Source organism: Lysinibacillus sp. 2017 (assembly GCF_003073375.1).
GTDB lineage: Bacteria > Bacillota > Bacilli > Bacillales_A > Planococcaceae > Solibacillus.
Genome location: NZ_CP029002.1, coordinates 1,373,886 through 1,395,412 on the forward strand (window position 1 = coordinate 1,373,886; position 21,527 = coordinate 1,395,412).

The window sequence follows — 21,527 nt, forward strand, 5'->3', positions numbered from 1 at the left end:
TATTAATAAAGGAGGACAATTAATGATTACTCTTGAAAAGATGCTAGACCTTTCATCTTATGAGTTAGAAAAAGAAGTATATTATGTTTTTGCATATGCACGTAAATCACAACCAAAAAGGGAAACAGAGGATGAAGAAAATCGAATTGAAAAAGATTTAGAAATGCAAGTGGCTCGACTTGAAGATTACTGTAAGAGAAAAGGCTGGAAATTTAAATTATTCCGTGAAGTGAAATCGGGAGAAAATATTTCTGATAGACCAGTTATGCAAGAAATGCTAAAAGAAATACAAGAGGGTTTTTGTGATGCTGTCATAGTTGTTGATTATGACCGTCTAAGCCGTGGATCGGGTAGAGACCAAGAGAGAATTTTAAACGTATTAAGAAACTCAGCTACACTAATTGTAGAAGTGTCAGGTGTTATTTTCAATCCTTTAAATAGGGAGGATATGAATCGATTAAAAATGAAGGGTTTGTTCTCAAACTTTGAGTATGGTCAAATTGTGTCTCGGTTTACAAGCTATAAGAGAATTGGAGCAAAAGAGGGGAAATGGGTTTCGGGTAAAACACCATTTGGCTATGATAGAGATAGAAAAACAAAACATTTAATTATCAACAAAGAGGAAGGGGAAATTTATAAAGAACGTATTTTAAAGCCTTTTCTTAATGGAAAGATAGTAGACCAAATAGTACAAGAGCTCAATAATGCAAAAATCCCTTCCCCTAGAAATAAAGAATGGACAACACCAACAGTTATTAAATTACTAAAAAGTGAATTATATTGTGGAACAATTATATACAATAAAACTACTGGTAGTAAAAAATCTATGGATTCCATAAATAAAGATCCTTATAGAAAACTTCCACCAGAAAAATGGACTTATGCGTATGACGCACATCCACCATTAAAAACTTTAGAAGAACAAGATATAATTTTGGGATTATTTAAAACGCGAGGTAAAATACAATCAAAGACAAATTTACACCCTTTACACGCTCTTGTTAAATGTTATAACTGTGGCCACAGCATGCATATACAAAAGTGCAAACAAAAGAAGGATCAAGAAAAGGAAAAATTTCGATTTAAGCCATGTAAATGTGGGAAAAACAAAGGTGGCACTATAGAAATTATTGATACAGTAATAAATGGTGTTTTTAAAATATATGAAGAAAAACTTTTAGCTACAAATATTAAACAAGATGAAGTATTAAAACAATCAATGTATGCAAAAGATGTTGAAAAAATTAAGAATGAAATTGCTCTCAATGAAAAGGCAATAGAGCGAATTGAAAATGCTTTTGAAATGGGAGAATATACAATAGAAAAAATGATACGGAGTCGTAAAAAGAGAGAAGGAATAATAGTAAAGTTAATTAAAGACATAGAACAAATTCATTCGAAACAAAGTAAAATTACAGTTATAGACAAAGATAAAATGCTGAAAAGATTACGTCAATATAAAAAGAGAATATTACAGTATCATAATAATCCAGAAAAGCTTAGAGAGGTATATATTAATATATTTGATAAAATTATATGGAAGAAAATGAAGGATGATGAAGCAGAAATTACTGTGAAGTTTCTTTTGGAGGATAGAAGTTAATATGGGAGTTACGTATTGTAAAATAATATACAATTAAAAGTTATCCACAGAAGGTTATCTAATAGTAAAGTTTTTGGTTAAATTAGTACCTATAAAAAAACTCTCCCATCGCAGAAGAAGGGGGAGAGGATTTTTTACCATGGGCTGAATCCAGTTGAACCAAGTGGTGAATTTGAAAGTATTTGTATAATAGGCACTGTGTAAGCGATAAGAATTAATGCGACTAAGATAACCCCCCAAAGCTTGAAGTTCTCTAAAATAGCAGGTGTTTTTTCTGCTCCTGCTGCGACTTCTGCAACTGGGAATTCTTCATGACCTTTTGGTGCGAAGAATGCTAATTGAATTATCATATAAGTGATTAAAATAATGGCTACGAATAGAATTGTTCCACCAACTGCTTGTGCAATTGAATAAGGAATCCAATCGATTGCCTGTTGTGCACCGCCATATTCGGAATAATCTGAACGACGAGGGGCACCAAGTAAACCTGCAATATGCATCGATCCTGACATAATTGCCATACCGATTGCCCAAAGTACACCTACGTAAATCCCCATTTTATTTAATACTGGTGTTAACACACGACCAGTTAAATGTGGAATTAACCAGAATGCAACCCCGAAGAATGTTAAGACTACTGTAGTTGCCACAGTTAAATGGAAGTGACCTGTAACCCAAATTGTATTGTGCACTAATTGGTTCATTTGGTGAGATGCGTTAACGATACCACCAGCGCCACCAGGAATGAAGGCGACCATCCCGATAAATGGTAGTAAGAAACGTGAATCACCCCAAGGTAATTTTTTGAACCAGCCAAGTACGCCTTTTGCGCCTAATTCACGTCCACGTAATTCAAATGTTGCGAACAACGAGAACGCTGTCATTAATGATGGTATAATAACGAAGAACGTTAAGACTACTTGAAGGAACTTCCAAAGACCGTCAATACCAGGCTCTGTTAATTGGTGGTGAAGACCAACTGGAACTGAGAATAATAAGAATAAAATAAATGATAAACGAGCTAATGAATCAGAGAAAATTTTAGCACCGATGATTTTTGGAACAATCACATACCAAGCCATATATGCTGGTAATAACCAGAAGTATACAAGTGCGTGCCCGAAGTACCAGAATAGTGTACGGGTTAATAACACGTCAACACGAGAAATCAACCCCAATGACCATGGAAGCAATTGAAGTAGTACCTCAGCGGCGACTGAACTGGTACTAATTACCCATAAAATACAATTTACAAATACCATGTATGTAAGTAATGGTGTTGTTTGACCTTTATTTTCCTTTTTCCATTGGAAGTATTTCATAATTTGAGCAGCACATAAAAGCCAAGAGCCGACTACTACAAGCGTGAGCCCTAAATAGAAGATCCAGTGTGCCTTTAATGGCGCATAGAACGTATAAAGAACAGTTGCTTTATTTAGTAACACCATGACTGCAGCCATTGCTGTACCAAGTGTCATTAGCCAAAAACCAATCCACCCTAATTTACGTTGTGTGTCAGTTAATGGTCCTGCTGTACGGCTAACCGCGGCAATTTGGAACCCTAAAATGAAGAATGTCGTTAAAATTAAGCCAAGTAATACGCCATGAACTGTTAATACTTGGTAATAGCCTATTTTAATTCCACCAGGAAGTGAAAATTCTCCTGAACGAACTAATACTTGAAGAAAACCTGCAAGACCACCAAGTAGCAATGCGATAAATGCGACATACATATTAGCCATTGCTAGCTTAGCATCTTTTGGAGCGACATTTTTAATGACTGTCGGCTGTTGCATTTTCGTCCACCACCTTTAACATAGAATGCATTGCTGTATGACCAGTACCACAGTACTCGTTACATAGGATTAAATATTCGCCAGCTTGATTCATTTCTGCTAAATATTCAGAAACATAACCAGGCTCTAACATCATATTAATATTTGTTCCAGCTACTTGGAATCCGTGAATAACATCCTTTGTCGTTGCGATGAATTTCACTTTTGCGCCAAGGGGAACTTCGATTTCAGGTGGATTATAGTAGAATGCTGAAGCAACGATTACGACTTCGTAATCCCACTCTTTTCCTTCTACTTTATGAACACCTGGATTGTTAAATGGTGCAATTTCATCAACTTTTTCATAGTTAATCGTATTTTTCGACTCGTTTGGGTGTGTGCCTGTATGGAATGCGCCAACTCCTAAAATAATTAAAAATGCTACTAATGAGCCGCATCCAAACACAAGCCACCACTTTTCAAACTTATGTAAGTGCATGATTAGTACTCCTTTCTTCTTTTACGTTACATTCGACCTGAAAATAAGCTGAAGCAGTAGGCCCAAATTAAAATTATGATAAAGCCTAAAGCAAAAGTCATATAAAGCGTACCTTTTAAGTTCTCTTCCTTTTTCTTTTGCTTACTCATCGATTCTCCCTCCCCAATTTGAAGAAAAGTTGTATTACTGTTTTCATCATATGGGAATGACTAGTTAGAAGATGTGATTTTTCTCACTTTAATTCCCTATTTTTGTGAAAAAAGTGTGAAAATAAAAAAGTGCATTTTTAAATATAATAAAAACGACACGCATACTTTTGCGTGTCGTTTCGTTAAACAAATTCAATTATTCATTTTCGTCATCAATTGTGTAAAGGATAACGATGTCACCAACACCGTCAATAGTTGCAGGCAATTTAAATGCTTGTTGGAATCCATATAGTTTCGTGTTTCCGACCATAACTGTTGGAGGGGTAATATCTAATTCAAGATCATATTGACCTACATATGTACATAAATTTCCTGCAATCATATTACCAAGTTCACCAGTAAATGATTCAAGCATAGCACCCTCTAGAGGCATTCCGAACATTGCCGATCCAATAGCACCAAAAATTTCAGGGGAGCCATCAATAATAATACGTCCCTTTAAATCTCCGACAAGACCAATTAGTACACCCATTTCTTTTTGTTCATATGGCTCAGTTGCAACTGCAGGTGATTTAACATCTATATTCATAGGTAAAATTGATTTTAATGAATGAATAGTCCCGTTTAAAATCGTCTGGATATGCTTTGAAGTACTCAAATAAATTTCACCCTTTTCATACTTTTTCTACATCTTACCATGTCAAGAAAGTAGATGTATAGAAAAAATTTCAAACTATTGACGTGCGTTTCTCATTGGATTATAATGATATTGATAATTATTATCAATTAATTCGAGGTGGTGTATCGTATGCTTTATGCATTTATAGGAGCAACAATTTTAGCATATATGGCAATTGGTAATTACGTTTATAAAAATGTAGTGAAGTAATTGCATCCACTTAAACTAATTTAAATTTTCATAAACAGACAAATTCAATCGCATGATGCATTTACTTGATACGCTGTTCCAACATGCGGATGATGCATTGTATGAATCAAAACGTAATGGACGCAATCAAGCAACGCTCTACGAAGTGTTAAAAAGTAAATCGAATACGAAAAACTCCTTTTTGTTAACTAAATAGAATAAGGAGTTTTTTTGCATATAAAAGCAATGCTCTATTTAGTTTGGCTATAAAGATTTTCATGTATGAGCGTAAGAAGCGTAAGTAAAAATAAACAAATTCAATAATTTTTATGAAATACTAGCCGATTTTCGTTACCAATCATGGTACTATAGGTTTGTGACGATTTTAAGGCAAATTAAAGGGGTTAGAAAAATGAGTTCGTTTGATGAAAAAATTCATGAATTGTTACAGCAATCAGCTTTACAATACATAATTTATAATAAAAATGAAGATACAGAACGTGTTGAAAAGCTTAATTTATTCGCACGCAAATTATTACAAAAAGAATTTGTTATTGGTTTTGCAGGGCATTTCTCAGCAGGTAAATCAAGTATGATTAATGCATTGTCAGGTGAAGATATTTTAGCGGCAAGTCCAATTCCAACGAGTGCCAACATTGTAAAGGTGCATAAGGCAGATGAGGATTTTGCAATCGTATATATGCACAATGAGAAGCCTGTAAAATTCTCTGCAGGCTTTGATATTAAACAAGTGAAAGAGCTAAGTAAAAATGGTGAGCTTGTGTCTCAAATTGAGATTGGGCATAGTAAATCTGGTTTACCACTTGGCGTAACGGTAATGGATACACCAGGTGTGGATTCAACAGACGATGCGCATGCGATGAGTACGGAATCAGCGCTTCATATTGCCGATATGGTATTCTACACGATGGACTACAACCACGTACAATCAGAGCTGAATTTCCAATTTACGAAGCAACTAATGAAATACAATCCAAATGTATATTTAATTGTTAACCAAATTGATAAGCACCGGGATTCAGAACTATCATTTGATGACTTTAAACAATCTGTGCATCATTCATTCGCAGCTTGGGGAGTGACGCCGAAAGATATTTTCTTCACATCCCTACGTGAAAAGGATCTTCCAAACAATGACTTTGAAAAAGTGAAAAAAATTGTTATGGATTCGATGAATGATTGGCAAGAACAATTAATTTTAACAGCTGAAAATACATTAACTAAATTACAACATGAGCATGAAACCTATTTAGTAGAAGAAAAGCAAGATCGTTTCGAAACCTATACAGATGTTGTATCTGAAGATGATTGGGCAAGTCGCCATGATATTTTGGAGCAATTCGACAAACTAACGCGTCAAACAGAGCTATTCTCGTTTGAACAGTGGGATAAATTATTTGATGAAAATCGTAAAGAGTTACTTACAAATGCAGCGATTATGCCATCTGATGTACGTGAAAAATTACGCAACTACTTAGAAAGCCAACAAGAGGACTTTAAAGTAGGCGGTTTATTCACAGCGAAAAAGAAAACGGCTGAGGAACGTGAACGTCGAAAAGAAGAAGGTTTTGCGAGCTTTAATCATGTTGTCCAATCACAAATTACAGGGCACATAAAAGCATTAATGAAAACGGCATTAAAAGATGTAGGTGCGTTAACAGATGAGCGTGCAGCTGCCATTGATGCAAAAGTTTTTGATATGCCCGTTAGTGTCATGGAAGATCAAGTGCAAAAAAATACAATTGTAACAGGCGATGCAGTATTAAACTTTGCAAACCGTGTTTCAGAAGCAGCGAAACGATACTTTATTCAAACAACAGATGCGTGGAAATTAGAACAAAAAGTGGTGCTTGAGCAAGTGGCTTCTGAAGTATCAGCACCAGTCAAACTAAAAATTAATGCGATGACTGAAAAAGTACAGGCATTGCAACATATTATGCAAATTGACGAGTTTGAAGCGTATAACCAAAAAGTGATGACACAAGTTTCCAATGAGTTACGCGCGGAGTCAAAAGTACATTTAGAAAAATGGACACGTGATCATGAACAAGCGTTAAAAGATATTCGTCCATTTGATGAATCTATGTTAAAGCCAAAAGAACAAAAAGTGGAAGAACAGGCCCATCAAGCAACAGAAAAAATTGGTGCAGGTTTAAGTGCGGATACAGTGATTCAAAAAGCGTTAAAAACTGCTGATATTGTAAGCAATGTTCAAGGGTTTAAGGAAGTAGCAAGCTTCTTAACGAAAAAAGTCGAGCGTTTACAAAAACGAGATTTTACGATTGCATTATTCGGTGCATTTAGTGCGGGTAAATCAAGCTTCTCCAATGCGTTAATGGGAGAACGTGTGTTACCAGTATCACCAAACCCGACAACAGCAGCGATTAACAAAATTCGCCCAGTAACACCAGAGCATCCACATGAAACTGCGGACATTCATTTAAAAAATGAAGCACAGCTACTGGAAGATATTCAAGGTTCGTATGCAGCTATCGGCTTACACGTCTCTTCATTAAAAGAAGCGTATGAACGTGCAGAAGAAGGACTAGCAGTAAAATTAACGGACGAACGTTTAAATGTGCATAAATCATTTATTCGTGCATACTCAGAAGGCTTTGATACATTCATTCCAAAATTAGGTACAACACTTCGAGTAAACCGTCATGATTTTGAAAAGTACGTAGCACAAGAAAATCGTTCATGCTTCGTTGATAATATTGATTTCTACTTTGATTCACCTCTGACTCGCATGGGCGTAACCTTAGTAGATACACCAGGAGCAGACTCCATCAATGCTCGTCATACAGGTGTTGCATTTGATTATATTCGAAATGCAGATGCGATTCTTTTCATCACATACTTTAACCATGCATTTGCAAAAGCGGACCGTGAATTCTTAATTCAATTAGGTCGTGTAAAAGATGCGTTTGAATTAGATAAAATGTTCTTCATCGTGAATGCGATCGACTTAGCTTCGACAATGGATGAAGAGGAAGAAGTAAAAGGGTATGTGCGCTCTGAATTACAACGCTTTGGTATTCGTTTCCCAAGACTTTACGGGGTATCAAGCTTACTCGCATTAAAAGAAAAGCAAGATCAACAAGAACATCAATCGGGTATGGCACCATTTGAAGATGCGTTCCATTATTTCTTAAATGACGAATTAATGGGCATCGCAGTTCAAGCATTACAAGAGGAAGTCGACAAAACCGAAGCGCGTTTATACGATTTAATCACGCAAACCGAAGAGAACTTAAAACGTAAAGATGAGCGTTTAGGCGAATTAGCGCACTTAGAAAAACATATCCGTTCGAACTACCAAAGTACACAAACGTCAATGGTTGAAAGTGAAACGAAGCAAGAATTAGATGAGTTATTATACTATGTGTTACAGCGTGTGTATTATCGTTATCCTGATTTCTTCCGTGAAAGCTATAACCCATCGACATTTGCTCAAATGCCAGCGCAACAAGCGTTAGAATCGGCATTAAAAGAAGTGTTACATGCATTAAGCTTTGACTTTGCGCAAGAATTACGTGTAACGAACTTCCGTTTAGCACAATTTGTTGAGAAGAAAATGAAAGAACGCTTTAAAGATGAAGTGCGTAATTTAAAAGAACTAAATCCAAGTTTTGCATTTTTAGCGTATGAAGGAACGGAACCACAATTAATGGATTATACAGGGCCATTTAGTGATATCACGCCTTATACAAGTGTTAAATCTTATTTTAAAAATGCAAAGTCATTCTTTGAGAAAAATGAGAAAGAACAATTACGTGATGCATTAGAACAGCTAACAAAACCAGATGCCCAAAAGTTTTTAGAAATAGAAAAAGAAAAATTAGTGGAGTGGGCAAATGGCTTTATTGCAATTGATGCAGAAGGATTACGCCAACATATGCTTGAGCAAGCTGTTGAACAAATCGACACAGAGCGTTTACTACTTCAAGAGGAAAGCCGTTTAGCTGTTTGGAAAGACATTTATGCACAATTAAAATCGTAAAGAGAGGTTTATAAAATGCCAAAAGTATTTGTTACAGCAGATAAATTAGAACGTAACGGTCGTTTTATTGACACACGCTTTGATTTACAAAATGACGAATTAGGTAAAGAGTTATATGATAAAGAACATATTGAAGGGGCGATTTATTGGGATTTAGAGCAAGACCTTTCGGATATGACAAAAACGGATGGTCGTCACCCATTGCCAAATAAAGAGGATTTGCATGCGTTATTTGAAAAGCATGGTTTACGCTATGATGATGCAATTTATATTTATGATCAGGGTGCTTCGCCTTATGCGACTAGAGCTTGGTGGATATTAAAATACGCAGGCTTTCAACATGCTTATATCGTGAATGGCGGATATGATGCGTTGATGTTTGCAGGATTTTCTATGACATCAGCTGTTCCAACATTTGCCCCAACAAAGCTCGATCTAAATTGGAACGATAGTATTCTAATGTCACGTAAAGATGTGTTAAATATTGTGGAGGGCAATCACAAAGCCACATTATTGGATGCACGAGCAGCAGGACGTTACCGTGGAGATTTTGAACCGCTTGATCCGATTGCAGGACATATTCCAACCGCAAAAAATTATGATTGGGAACTACTAAAAGACCAATCCCAATTAGTTATTACGAATTCATTGCTTGAGAAAGTATCAAAGGATGAAGAAATTATTATCTATTGTGGGTCAGGAGTTACAGCAACACCGATTTATTCGATTCTTGCACAAGCAGGCTATCAAAATATCAAAATTTATATGGCGGGTTACAGTGATTGGTCGAAACATCATTCAATTGAAAAAGGCGAAAATCTGTAATTAGTTAAGGAGTTACTTTGTGAGATTGTTCACAAAGTAACTCTTTTTTGTCCTTTAAAACAAAAATTTACTCTCTTCCGATAATGATTTTCTACTTTGAGAAGCGTATTGCTATCATTTATGATAGAGTTATTTACAAGAAAATGGATAATTGAAGGAGTGGGTTTTGATGTTTTTTAAAAAAAAAGCAGAGCAAAGTGAACATTCTGGTGTACGTATGATGAATGGTTTTATACGCTTTAAAGCCATTCGATTAAATGTTTATTGCTTTGAAGTTGATGGCGTGTTAATCGACACGGGTGCCGCGAAACTACTTGATCAATTTAAGCCGTTCTTTTCAGAAATGGATGTTGATCAAATCATGTTAACACATTATCATGAAGACCATTCTGGCTGTGTGCAGTATTTACAAAAAAACTATAACTTGCCCGTGTATATGAGTGATATTAGACGATTAGAATGCAAAGAAAAGGCTAACTATCCCCTTTATCGAAAGTTATTTTGGGGAAGTCGCCCAAGTTTTACTGCACAAGCGATTGGACAACAATTTTCATCGAGAACATCGAACTGGTCTGTTATTGAAACACCAGGTCACACAAATGACCATTTAGCATTCTTAAATGAAACAACAGGTCAATTATTCACAGGAGATTTATTTGTATCTCCAAAAACGAAGGTTGTTTTGAAGGAGGAAAGCATTCCACAAATTATTTCATCGATTGAAAAAGTCCTTACATATGATTTTGACGAAATGTATTGTAATCATGCGGGCTTTGTAAAAAATGGACGCCAAGCATTAAAACGGAAGCATGAGTATTTAGTGGAGTTAACCAATCAAATTCAGATAATGAACGAGGAAGGCTTAACACTAAAAGAAATTAACCATCAACTATTTCATAAGAAGTATCCAATTACCCGTGTATCAGCAGGAGAATGGGATTCAGCACATATTGTTGCATCGGTATTAAGGAAAAGTTAACCTTTACAATCTCTTTACAATTGAATAATTAAATTATTTGATTATAGTAATAACAACAGCGATTGTATAATTAATTTCTATCGAAAATACATAAATATCATTGTTTTTATTACTTTTTTCTTCTTTTTTTAAAAGAGTCTCTTCTTTTTTTAATAATATTTTTGGATTTATGTCTATTTCATTTATGTCGATTGTAAAGGTTTTGTTAAGAAGTTATGTGAAAGTTGATGAATGCGAAAAATCGGTGGTATGATGACCTAAGTTTAAAGATATATACTTCATTTTATAGGAGGATTTACAATCATGTTCAACTCAAAAAAACCAGATCCATTTTTTGAAGGATTATTAAATATTGCAAAAAACGTACAAGAGGGTGCAAATTTTGCAAGGGAATGTACAATTACAAACATTGCGGACTTGAAACAAATTCAAATTAAAATGAAATCATACGAAACAGCTGGCGATAAATTAATCCATGAATTAATCGTCAAATTAAATGATTCGTTCATGACACCGATTGAACGTGAAGATATTTTATCACTTGCGATCAAGTTAGATGATATTTTGGATGGAATTGAAAATACGATTGCGCATTTTGAAATGTATGCATTTACAGAAGTGAATCACTATATGCGTGATTTTGTAGACTTCATCGCGAAAGCCTCAGATGAAGCAGTAAAAGCAATGGTATTATTAAATAAAAGGGATCTATTAGGAATGCATCAACATGCAATTTTAATGAAAGATTATGAGCATCAGTGTGATGAGATTTTCCGTAAGTCGATTACGGAATTGTTCGAAGTTGAAAAAGATCCGATTCGCTTAATTATATTTAAGGACTTATATGAGCAATTAGAAGAAAGTGCCGACTATTGCCAAACAGTTGCAAATACAATTGAAACAATCATTATGCGTAATGCATAACGTGTGAAGGGGTAAACTATGAATACGTTATTAATCATTACTATACTCGTTGTAATCTTTGCGTTAGCCTTTGATTTTATTAACGGTTTTCATGATACGGCAAACGCAATTGCAACATCTGTCTCGACGCGTGCTTTAAAGCCGCGTGTCGCTATATTGATGGCAGCAATCATGAACTTTGTTGGGGCAATTACATTCGTAGGTGTAGCAAAAGCTGTTGCATCTGGAATTGTTGATCCTTTCTCGCTCAATGCTTTTGAAGGCGATGTTACAGGTTCGGTTGTTATTTTGGCTGCACTAAGTTCGGCCATTACGTGGAACTTAGTGACGTGGTATTTCGGAATTCCTTCAAGTTCATCTCATACATTAATTGGTTCAATTGCAGGGGCGGCAGTGGCGTCTGCTGGTTTTGAAATTATCAATTACACAGGTTTTCTTAAAATTATACAAGCATTAATCATGTCGCCGATTATCGCGATTGTACTTGGCTTTATCGTCATGAAGATTTTTAAGTTTATTTTTAAGCATTCTCCTTTATATACAACAACAAAGGCATTTCGTATAACGCAAATCGGTACGGCAGCCCTTCAATCGTTTACACATGGGACAAACGATGCGCAAAAAGCGATGGGGATTATTACAATGGCTCTAATCGCTGCGAATTGGCAAACAACAGATGAAGTACAAAGCTGGGTTCGTTTTGCTTGTGCACTAGCGATGGGTCTTGGAACATCGATTGGTGGTTACAAAATTATTAAAACAGTGGGCGGTAAAATTATGAAAATCCGTCCTATTAATGGTGTAGCTGCAGACTTAAGTTCTGCATCGATTATTTTTGGGGCAACTCTTATTGCATTACCTGTATCAACAACACATGTTATTTCTTCAGCCATTATGGGTGTCGGTGCGGCACAACGGGTAAAAGGTGTAAGATGGGGTATGGCACGTAAAATTGTCATTACGTGGTTCATTACTCTCCCTATATCTGCATTAATGGCAGGATTATTTTATGTTTTATATAATATCATTTTCTAATATAAAAACGGCTACTCGTATATTTTACGAGAGCCGTTTTTTAGTGTATCCATTGTGAAAACAGTTCATGTGCTCTTTCAATTGGGATGAATAAGCCGACTTTTCCATGTGGATCTCGTTTACCTGTAGCAAATACGACCCCAATGACTTCACCATCTTCTCTAATGACAGGGCTACCACTATTGCCTTTATAAACGGGGGCATCCATCATCACAATTTCTGTATCAATTGAAGTCGCCGTTGTAAGACCCACAATTTTCCCTTCATTGGCAATGCCACTAAATGCGAGCGGATTCCCGATAAAGTATACATGTTGTTGATCTAAAAATGTACTCGAATCACTTAATGTTAAATGGGGTAGTTCACTGCCATCCACTTTTATTAAGGCTAAGTCATATTGCTCATACGCTTCAATGACTTCCGCTTGATAAAGGGAATTATCTGGGAACACAACTGTTAGCGTTAACGCATCATCTATGACGTGTTCATTTGTTAAAATATAACCGTCTTCACTAACCACAAAACCTGTCCCTTTACTTGACTCCGTATTAATTGTAACAACGGACTTTTTATAAGTTTGAATATTTTCTTGACTAGAAAGTTGAGAGGAAACCTTGACGAACTCAATTGCTGGAATGGAATATATATTAAATAAAATAGCAAATGTATTAAAGACAAGTATAAGTGCCATTAGCCAAACGACAAGACGGACAATAGGCTTTTGTTTTTTCTTTTTTTTGATGGAAGGATTTAGTCTCTCTTCCCTTGCTTTAGCAAGTGCCTTTTCTTGTTCATCTAAAACTAATTGCAAAAACTCTTCTTCAGTTAGTTCTTCTGATTTGTAATCTTCAGCCATGGCAATCCCTCCGATATGTATAAGTTTAACAAATAATGTGGTGCAAATGTGACGGAAAAAATTATGACAGATAAAAATATTTTTAGGACTTTGTGAAATGTTTCATATTTTACGATGAAAAGTGATTCGTGTAAACTATCACATACTTTAACGCGGTAAAGCAGTGGTTTGGAAATGACAGCACTTACATTTATTTTGTTAGAATAATTGATTGTGTACGTTTTAACAATCTGAAAAAATCTGAAAAAAGCATTCTAAGCCTTGGCGTTACTGAGTTTTTAAGAATATATGGTTAGATAAATACTGTTTTGGATATTATCGTTGACAAAGGAATTTAAAACAAATATGATACGTAAATATAAAGAATATTCTAAAAATTTGAAGGGGTTGGTTAAAATGGATTTGATGAAGAAGTCGCTAGAAATGCATGAACATTTTGGTGGGAAGATGGAGATTCGCGCGAAAGTACCTGTGCAAGATAAATATGATTTAAGTTTAGCATATTCTCCTGGTGTAGCAGCCCCTTGTTTGGAAATCGCAAAAAATCCGTCGACTGTATATGATTATACGATGAAGGGAAATTTAGTTGCAGTTGTTACAGATGGTACAGCCGTCTTAGGTCTAGGTGATATCGGCCCTGAAGCCGCGTTACCTGTTATGGAAGGGAAGGCATTACTCCTAAAACGCTTTGCAAATGTGGATGCGGTGCCAGTTTGTTTAGCGACGAAAGATGTCGATGAAATTGTGAATGTGGTAAAGGCCATTTCACCAACATATGGGGGGATTAACTTAGAAGATATTTCTGCACCGCGTTGTTTTGAAATTGAAGACCGTCTGCGAGCAGAATGTAATATTCCTGTTTTTCATGATGATCAGCATGGAACAGCCATTGTAGTCGGGGCAGCATTAATTAATGCGATTAAGGTTGTTAATAAAGTAGCGAAGAATATGAAAGTTGTCATTAATGGAGCGGGTGCTGCAGGAATTGCGATTTTGCGAATTTTAATTCAAATGGGGTACACGAATATCATCATGTGTGATACAAAAGGGATTATTTATGAAGGGCGCCAAGAAGGGATGAACCCTATTAAAGATCAAGTAGCGAACTTAACAAATCCATATCAAATCCGTGGTAGCTTAGATGATGCGTTAATGGGTGCAGATGTATTTATTGGGGTATCTGCTGCAGATATTTTAACAGAGGCTCACATTAAGTCTATGGGAGATGATTCCATTGTCTTTGCACTAGCAAATCCAAATCCTGAGATTACCCCAGAAAATGCGAAGAAATGGGGCGTACGTATTATCGGAACAGGTCGCTCCGATCACGCCAATCAAATTAATAACTTATTAGCATTTCCTGGAATTTTCCGCGGGGCTTTGGACGTTCGTGCAACGGATATTAATGAAGCGATGAAACTCGCAGCTGTAGAAGCTATCGCATCACTTGTTACAGCCGAAGAATTACATGAAGATTTTATCGTGCCAAGCTCTATGGATGAGCGTGTAGCCGGTGTCGTTGCAAAAGCAGTCGGATCTGCTGCGATTGAATCAGGCGTTTCAGTATTATTCCAACAAGTAGATGTTGTAAAACAAACAGTGGCCATCTAATGAAAACAGACCACCTGATAAAAATTCATCAGGTGGTCTGTTTAATCTATCACGCGTTTTCTAATTCCTTCGTTAACTGCTCAAGTTGAGTAATTAAATCGCCAATAAACGCAATTGTATCTCGTAGTGGCTTTTCTGTCGTAATATCTAATCCAGCCATTTTTGCTAATTCAACTGGTGTTTTTGTACCACCTGTTTTTAATACTTCTGTCCATTCGGCAACTGCTGATTCGTCACCGTTTAAAATACGTTGTGAAACTTGTGTTGAAATCGTTAAGCCAGCAGAGTATGTGTACGGATATAAGCCCATATAGTAATGTGGTTGACGCATCCAAGTTAACTCTGCACCTTCGTTAATTTCAACCGTATCACCCCAGAACTGCTCGAGCACTTCTCGTTTTAATTCATTTAGTTTTGGTGCGTTGACATTACCACCTGCATCAATAATATCATATACTTTACGTTGGTAAGCCGCTTCAAGTAAATGTGTAACAAAGTTGTGGTAATACGTACGGCTAATGATTGTCGAAATAACCCAACGCTTGAATTGTGTATCATTTGAATTTTTCAGTAAATAGTTGGCCATTAGCATTTCATTCATTGTTGATGGGGCTTCAATGAAGTATAGTGATGGACGCGCATTGAAAATATTTTGTGCATCATTTGCTAAATAGAAGTGTCCAGCATGACCAAGCTCGTGTGCTAATACAAATACTTCATTCATACGACTTGTCCAAGAAATTAGTACATAAGGATGTACACCGTAAGGACTTGAACAAAATGCACCTGTTGATTTGCCTGCATTTTGAGCAAAGTCAATCCAGCGTTCTTCAAAAGCGCGGTCTAGCATTTTACTATAATCTTCGCCCATAACTGCTAAGCCGTCCTTCATATATTGACGAGATTCTTCTACCGTAATTGTAGGTTCATAAGATGGGTCTAATGAAACTTTTAAATCGGCGAATGTCATTTTGTCTAGGCCATGAGTTTTTTGTAATAACTTCGCATAACGACGCATATGTGGTGCAAGCTCATTCATAATTAAATCAATTTGACGATCATAAAGCGTACGATCCACTTGCTGTGATTCAAGTAATGCATCATAAATCGATGAATACCCACGTAAATCTGCATCCGTTTTTTCAATGTTTAAGTGGGTATTATAAGCTTTTGCTGTTGTATGTTGATAGTCACGTAATTTATTAGAAAAGGCATCAAATGCGGCACGGCGTTTGTCCGTGTCCGTTTCTAATTCCCAATCACCTTCGAATAGGTTGTAGCTCATTGGGAATGTTTCACCATTTACTTCGAAATTCGGGAATTTCATATCAACTAATTTCGTTGTGTTGTAAAGTTCATATGGTGCGTCCAATGTTGCACCAAATGCTGCTAAAGCTTTTTCTGCTTCAGGATGTAATTGGTAAGGTTTTTGAATCAGTAATTTTTCAATGTAATTCGCATATTCTGGTTTAAGTTGTTGAGCTTCTTTTAATACAGATTCATCTAAAGCTAATAAATCACTTTTTACGAAAGATAACTTTGTTGCAAGTGTTGCGGCAACGGAACCAAATTGTGCCGAACGCATTTGATTTTCTGTGCTCGTTTGATCTACGCTATGCGAAAGGCTAGCATATGTGCCAATTGGTACCATTTTAAGTTGGATTTTTTCGGTAGTCTCAATCGCTTTAACTACGCCTCGTGCATCTGTAATAGTGCCTGTTAATTGATCAACGGCCGCATTTACTTCTTCTTTTAAACCTTCAATTGCTGCTAAATAGGCTTCTTCTGAAGGGAATAGATCTCCTAAATTCCACGTTTCTTGAACGGGAACTTCATTTCGATTTATTGATGACATTTCATAACCTCCTAATATTCCGATATTCGAAATAAATATAACATATTTCAGAATATTTAGGAAGTACTTGCGAGACGAATAAAGTTTCTTACAAAATGGAGAAAAGGGGTATAATTGATTTAAAGAGAAGTTAAAAAGAAAAGATTGAAAGAGTGTGAAAATGATGCCTGAAATTAAAGACTGTAGTTTAGTATTAGAAGGTGGCACGTTTCGAACAGTGTTTACTGCAGGTGTACTGGATGCATTAATGGAGCAACAAATAAAGATGCCATATATTGCAGCTATCTCTGCAGGTGCGATTAATGCGGTATCATATATGTCGAACCAGCCTGAACGTACATTCCGTGTATTAACGACATATCGCAACGATCCGCGTTATATGGGCGCACGAAATTTTTTAAAAGAAAAAAGTTATTTTGGGTTAGATTTCTCCTACAATGTGGTTCCAAATCAACTTGATATATTTGATTGGGATGCGTTTTATGATTACCCAGGGGAAGTTGAATTTGGCGTAACGAATGCGTATACAGGGAAAGTGGAATACAAAAGCGCACATGAAATGTCTAGAAACTGCGATATACTTCAAGCAACTTGTGCGATTCCGATACTTTTCCCAGAAATAAAGCTTGGAGATGTACCTTATTATGACGGCGGTTTAGCAGATTCCATTCCTGTAAAACGAGCGATTGAAAAGGGTTTTGATAAACATTTAATCATTTTAACGCGCGAACCTGGCTATATAAAGGGAACATCAAAAACGAATAAATGGGCGACGAAACTTTTCCAAAAGCGTTATCCGCGATTAGCTGCAGCGATGAATAATCGCGCGAATATGTATAATGAAACGATGCACCATATTGGAGAGCTTGAGGAGACAGGCAATGCCTTTATCTTAAAGCCAGATTATGCATTAAAAAGCTTTGAAAGTAAGCTTGACCAAATGCGCGCCAATTATGAACTAGGCTATGAGCAAGCTGTGAAAAAAATGCCTGAGTTAAAGCGATTCTTAAATATTAAATAAGAAAACGCACTAGCAGCGAATTTTTATTAAAAGTCAAGATATTTCTTTAAATTCATTATATTAATACATTTCTATTTAATGTCAGACATTATAATATAAAGATTAGGGATAGAGGATGCATATTTGGAATTGCACCTTCTATCTTTTTAGTGCTACAAATAACCTCGTTATTACAATAATTTGATTATGTTGTTATTTAGGACACAATAAAATATTACATTGTAATTACGTTGCCAAATTATTGTATTTTTATCCCAAAAGAGTTATTATATAGGAAGCTTAGTGATAAGCAAGTTCCGAAGACGAAAGGAGATGTTTTTAATGGCAAATCATTCTACTTATATGGTGATCTTGTCTTAAAATTGAATAGTAGGCATACTTGAAAATAAACGGGAATAAGCCCGTATTATTAAGTTTGCCATTCAAAGTAACCTTTCGACAATATTGCTGTTTGCAAGATACGATGAAGGTCGTATCTTTTTGTGTCTTTATGCCGCGTGACAGCAGCTTCTATAGAGGCTGCTTGTCCGTGGCATTTTTGCGTCCAAAAAACAACATTAAAGGAGCTAACAAAAAAATATGATTGATTTGAAAAACTATGGCTACACAGAATTAGAAGTAATTCCTGATGATTTATTGCCGGGCAGGGTGACAGAGCTTCGGCGAGAGCGCTTCACGGTCGTGACTGAGCGCGGCGAAGTAACGGCGGTACTCAAAGGAGCGTTCTATCACAGCTTAGAAACGCATGTTGACTTCCCGTGTGTCGGTGATTTTGTTTTGTTGCATTACAACGAAAGCGGAGATTCTCTCATCGTTACAGTACTGCCCCGCCGATCAAAATTTTCACGCGCAGATTACTCAGGGCATGCCGTAGGATATGCGAAGACAATAAGGGAACAGGTCGTTGCAACTAACTTTGACTATGTATTTATCCTTTCTTCACTGAATTTGGATTTCAAGGTTAGCCGCATCATGCGATACGTGACACAAGCTAGGCAGAGCGGTGCCCAACCAGTCGTTATTCTAACCAAGGCTGATCTCGTTGAAGATTATAGCCTCGCAATCGCAGAAGTCACACAAAGCATTCCTGATGTGGCGGTTCACGCAATCAGCAGTCACACAGGTCTGGGGCTGGACGAACTTACCCACTACTTGATGCCTGGTAAAACAGTCGTCTTTCTCGGTATGTCTGGAGTCGGGAAATCGTCTCTGCTCAATGCATTGATGGAACAAGAAGTAATGAAAGTTCAGGAAATTCGGGAGGTAGATAGCCGAGGGCGACATACGACAACGCACCGACAGCTGTTCATGCTCTCCTCAGGTACGATGGTTATCGATACACCGGGTATGCGTGAGCTGGGGCTATTTGATGCCGACGAAGGCATAAGCGCAAGCTTTACTGATGTGGAGGAATGGTTCCAGCAATGTCGATTTAGGGATTGCCGCCATCAGGCAGAGCCAGGTTGTGCTGTTCGCAACGCGCTTGCCAACGGTTCGTTGCCACATGAACGGTGGGAGCAATATATTGCCCAACAGCATGAAAACAAATATGTCCAAGATAAAGCCAGCTACCTTATAGACAAGAATGCTCGAAACAAAATGAGCGCTATGAGGAGCAAGCAAACGAAGAAAAACGGAGGATGGAAGAAATAATTATTAGATTCGAAATGCTGAACTATGCCTTAAGCCAATCGCTCAATCGATTTATAGAATTTTGTAAGCAGAAGTTAATTTATTCACGAAGGTTGCAGGTCCTTCCAATCATTACGAACAGAGGTTTTAACTACTATTGTTGCTAAAGGAGACGATTTATGAATCATAATCAAGTTGCAGAAATATACGAAGCTTATTTAAGTCCACTAGTATCAAAGTTATACGACTTGGACGGCTATGAAACAAGTTTAATTAATGCTCATGACGGAGGGCGCAATGTCGTTTATAACTGTGAGAAAAAGGGCGCTAATGAAAAAATACTCAGAATCACCTATTTAAATGACAGAAGCCGAGAGGATATATTGGCCGAAGTTGAATATATCCAATATTTATCCGAGCATGGTGGTAGTGTCTCGAATGTCATCAGCTCTCGGAAGGGCAATCTACTAGAAGAATTCACGCATAATCATGACACTTTTTTTGTTTCCTTGTTTGAAAAGGCTAACGGAAAAACGCTTGCAGAAAATGATTATGAGTACCGTGAAGGCGTTCCTATTACGGAATATTTTTATAGCTGCGGTAAAACTCTCGGGAAGCTGCATCAATTATCGAAAAGCTATGCTCCTGTTCAACGCCGGTATAGTTTCTTTGATAAATATAATGTTGAGTATATCAATAATCTAATACCAGATACGTTACCACTGCTTAAGACGAAGATGGTTGAGCTTCTTAATACGTTAGAAGGATTGGACCAAAACAGGGAGTCATTCGGAATGGTACATTTTGATTACAACGATGGTAATTATAAGATTGACTTTAATACCGGACAAATCACTGTATATGATTTTGATAACTCTTGTTTCTGTTTTTATATGTATGATTTGGCGAATGTCTGGTTGAACGGATTAGGCTGGATACAATTCCATCCGGATGCCGCTAAACGAAAGGCCTTTATGGATGATTATTTTAAAGCAGTATTGGATGGTTACACATCTGAGACCAAACTCAAGGATTCGATGTTGGTGCAGCTGCCTTTATTTATCCATGTGAATATAATGGAAAATATTGTGGATGCATTTGAGGTCATCCGGAATAATAGTGAAGAACCAGCGTGTGATGAGGAATTGTCATATCTCATAAAATGCCTTGAAGAAAACATTCCATATAAGGGATTTTTCCATGAAATTTTCTCATGTGAAGAACCTTTCGAGTGTGAGGAACGAAATATTTAATTCACTAATTTTTGAAGATGACAACTCTGTCATCTTCAAATTTCTATTCTTGTTTGGATATTTTTAACTGCATTAGAACAATGGTCAACGGAATATGTAAATGTAAGAAAAAAGAAGTCAGTTCCAAAATGTTTTTACATATTCAACAATCGGGCGCAATTACTTATGTATAGAAGTTGGATTTAAATTTTCACGTATTGCTATCTTGATAAATCTATCAGGATTTATCACTTTTGTTGCTGATTGCTGCATAACAAGTAGAATTTCTAGTGTTCGTTTTATCCCTAAACTCTTTTTCATCAAAGTCAGATTCTATTATCTCGACTGGTTGTTCAGGCTTGTAGACAACCCCTTATTATATTCTAATAAATCCGATTCAATAATCCTCCAACTTTCTTTATCACTATTTTTGTATGCGTTTGGAAATTTACCTGAACGAATCCATCGCTTAATGGTTTCTTCAATTTTAACTAAAAATTCAGAAAATTATTACACTGTGTGTCCCTCCAAAAATACACCTCCTAAAATTTATAATGCGAGCGTATGTTCCTATCGTATCGTATTTAACATTTTATGAAAAAAAGTAAAATGTTGTTGTAGTAAACTAAGTTATTTTTA

Annotated in this window: 17 protein-coding genes and 1 pseudogene; 11 read left to right on the top strand and 7 right to left on the bottom strand. The window is 36.4% G+C overall.

Translation table 11 applies throughout. The annotated features are described in order from the left end of the window. Positions 1–22: 22 nt before the first annotated feature. Positions 23–1,603, top strand: coding sequence for a recombinase family protein (locus DCE79_RS06325; protein WP_108712266.1), 1,581 nt, complete (start codon positions 23–25; stop codon positions 1,601–1,603). Positions 1,604–1,737: 134 nt separating this feature from the next. Here DCE79_RS06325 and DCE79_RS06330 read toward each other — a convergent pair whose 3' ends face one another. The 4 genes from DCE79_RS06330 to DCE79_RS06340 all read right to left on the bottom strand — a co-directional run bounded on the left by DCE79_RS06330 (position 1,738) and on the right by DCE79_RS06340 (position 4,684). Beyond that, on the bottom strand, positions 1,738–3,399 hold the full coding sequence (locus DCE79_RS06330; protein WP_108712267.1) for a b(o/a)3-type cytochrome-c oxidase subunit 1: 1,662 nt from the start codon (positions 3,397–3,399) through the stop codon (positions 1,738–1,740). After that, a complete protein-coding gene (locus DCE79_RS06335) occupies positions 3,377–3,877 on the bottom strand; it encodes a cytochrome c oxidase subunit II (RefSeq protein ID WP_108712268.1) in 501 nt (166 codons plus the stop codon). Before DCE79_RS06335 ends, DCE79_RS06330 begins: the two co-directional genes overlap by 23 nt. A 26-nt stretch (positions 3,878–3,903) precedes the next feature. Continuing rightward, a complete protein-coding gene (locus DCE79_RS18845) occupies positions 3,904–4,026 on the bottom strand; it encodes a hypothetical protein (RefSeq protein WP_255417973.1) in 123 nt (40 codons plus the stop codon). A 196-nt stretch (positions 4,027–4,222) separates the two neighbouring features. Beyond that, positions 4,223–4,684, bottom strand: a complete 462-nt coding sequence (locus tag DCE79_RS06340; protein WP_108712269.1) for a chemotaxis protein CheX — start codon at positions 4,682–4,684, stop codon at positions 4,223–4,225. Positions 4,685–4,967: 283 nt separating this feature from the next. On the opposite strand from DCE79_RS06340, the gene DCE79_RS18455 reads away from it, so the two are divergent. The 6 genes from DCE79_RS18455 to DCE79_RS06365 all read left to right on the top strand — a co-directional run bounded on the left by DCE79_RS18455 (position 4,968) and on the right by DCE79_RS06365 (position 12,681). After that, entirely contained in the window at positions 4,968–5,111 is a 144-nt protein-coding gene (locus DCE79_RS18455; RefSeq protein WP_159083061.1) for a hypothetical protein, read from the top strand. A gap of 195 nt (positions 5,112–5,306) precedes the next feature. Next, complete coding sequence (locus DCE79_RS06345; protein WP_108712270.1) at positions 5,307–8,918, top strand: dynamin family protein; 3,612 nt, start codon at positions 5,307–5,309, stop codon at positions 8,916–8,918. A 15-nt stretch (positions 8,919–8,933) separates the two neighbouring features. Beyond that, entirely contained in the window at positions 8,934–9,743 is an 810-nt protein-coding gene (locus DCE79_RS06350; protein WP_108712271.1) for a sulfurtransferase, read from the top strand. 169 nt (positions 9,744–9,912) lie between these two features. After that, entirely contained in the window at positions 9,913–10,722 is an 810-nt protein-coding gene (locus DCE79_RS06355) for an MBL fold metallo-hydrolase (protein WP_108712272.1), read from the top strand. Positions 10,723–11,025: 303 nt separating this feature from the next. Then, positions 11,026–11,646, top strand: coding sequence for a DUF47 domain-containing protein (locus tag DCE79_RS06360; RefSeq protein ID WP_108712273.1), 621 nt, complete (start codon positions 11,026–11,028; stop codon positions 11,644–11,646). An 18-nt stretch (positions 11,647–11,664) separates the two neighbouring features. Then, positions 11,665–12,681: an inorganic phosphate transporter gene (locus DCE79_RS06365; RefSeq protein ID WP_108712274.1), complete on the top strand. Its 1,017-nt coding sequence runs from the start codon at positions 11,665–11,667 to the stop codon at positions 12,679–12,681. A 40-nt stretch (positions 12,682–12,721) separates the two neighbouring features. On the opposite strand, the gene DCE79_RS06370 is transcribed toward DCE79_RS06365, so the two are convergent. Further along, positions 12,722–13,537, bottom strand: coding sequence for a S1C family serine protease (locus DCE79_RS06370; RefSeq protein WP_108712275.1), 816 nt, complete (start codon positions 13,535–13,537; stop codon positions 12,722–12,724). 396 nt (positions 13,538–13,933) lie between these two features. On the opposite strand from DCE79_RS06370, the gene DCE79_RS06375 reads away from it, so the two are divergent. Beyond that, positions 13,934–15,148, top strand: coding sequence for an NAD(P)-dependent malic enzyme (locus DCE79_RS06375; RefSeq protein ID WP_108712276.1), 1,215 nt, complete (start codon positions 13,934–13,936; stop codon positions 15,146–15,148). Positions 15,149–15,197: 49 nt separating this feature from the next. On the opposite strand, the gene pepF is transcribed toward DCE79_RS06375, so the two are convergent. Beyond that, the gene (gene pepF / locus DCE79_RS06380) at positions 15,198–17,003 is read right to left on the bottom strand and encodes an oligoendopeptidase F (RefSeq protein WP_108712277.1); all 1,806 of its coding nucleotides are present in this window, start codon (positions 17,001–17,003) and stop codon (positions 15,198–15,200) included. Between the two features lie 163 nt (positions 17,004–17,166). On the opposite strand from pepF, the gene DCE79_RS06385 reads away from it, so the two are divergent. The 3 genes from DCE79_RS06385 (at position 17,167) to DCE79_RS06395 (ending at position 20,909) form a co-directional block, all read left to right on the top strand. Further along, complete coding sequence (locus DCE79_RS06385; RefSeq protein ID WP_234417347.1) at positions 17,167–18,024, top strand: patatin-like phospholipase family protein; 858 nt, start codon at positions 17,167–17,169, stop codon at positions 18,022–18,024. 579 nt (positions 18,025–18,603) lie between these two features. After that, a complete protein-coding gene (gene rsgA / locus DCE79_RS06390) occupies positions 18,604–19,677 on the top strand; it encodes a ribosome small subunit-dependent GTPase A (protein WP_108712279.1) in 1,074 nt (357 codons plus the stop codon). A 158-nt stretch (positions 19,678–19,835) separates the two neighbouring features. Further along, on the top strand, positions 19,836–20,909 hold the full coding sequence (locus DCE79_RS06395; RefSeq protein WP_199912303.1) for a phosphotransferase enzyme family protein: 1,074 nt from the start codon (positions 19,836–19,838) through the stop codon (positions 20,907–20,909). A gap of 168 nt (positions 20,910–21,077) precedes the next feature. Here DCE79_RS06395 and DCE79_RS18945 read toward each other — a convergent pair. Next, a pseudogene (locus DCE79_RS18945) lies at positions 21,078–21,374 on the bottom strand (DNA-binding protein); the annotation flags it as partial. Positions 21,375–21,527 lie beyond the last annotated feature (153 nt).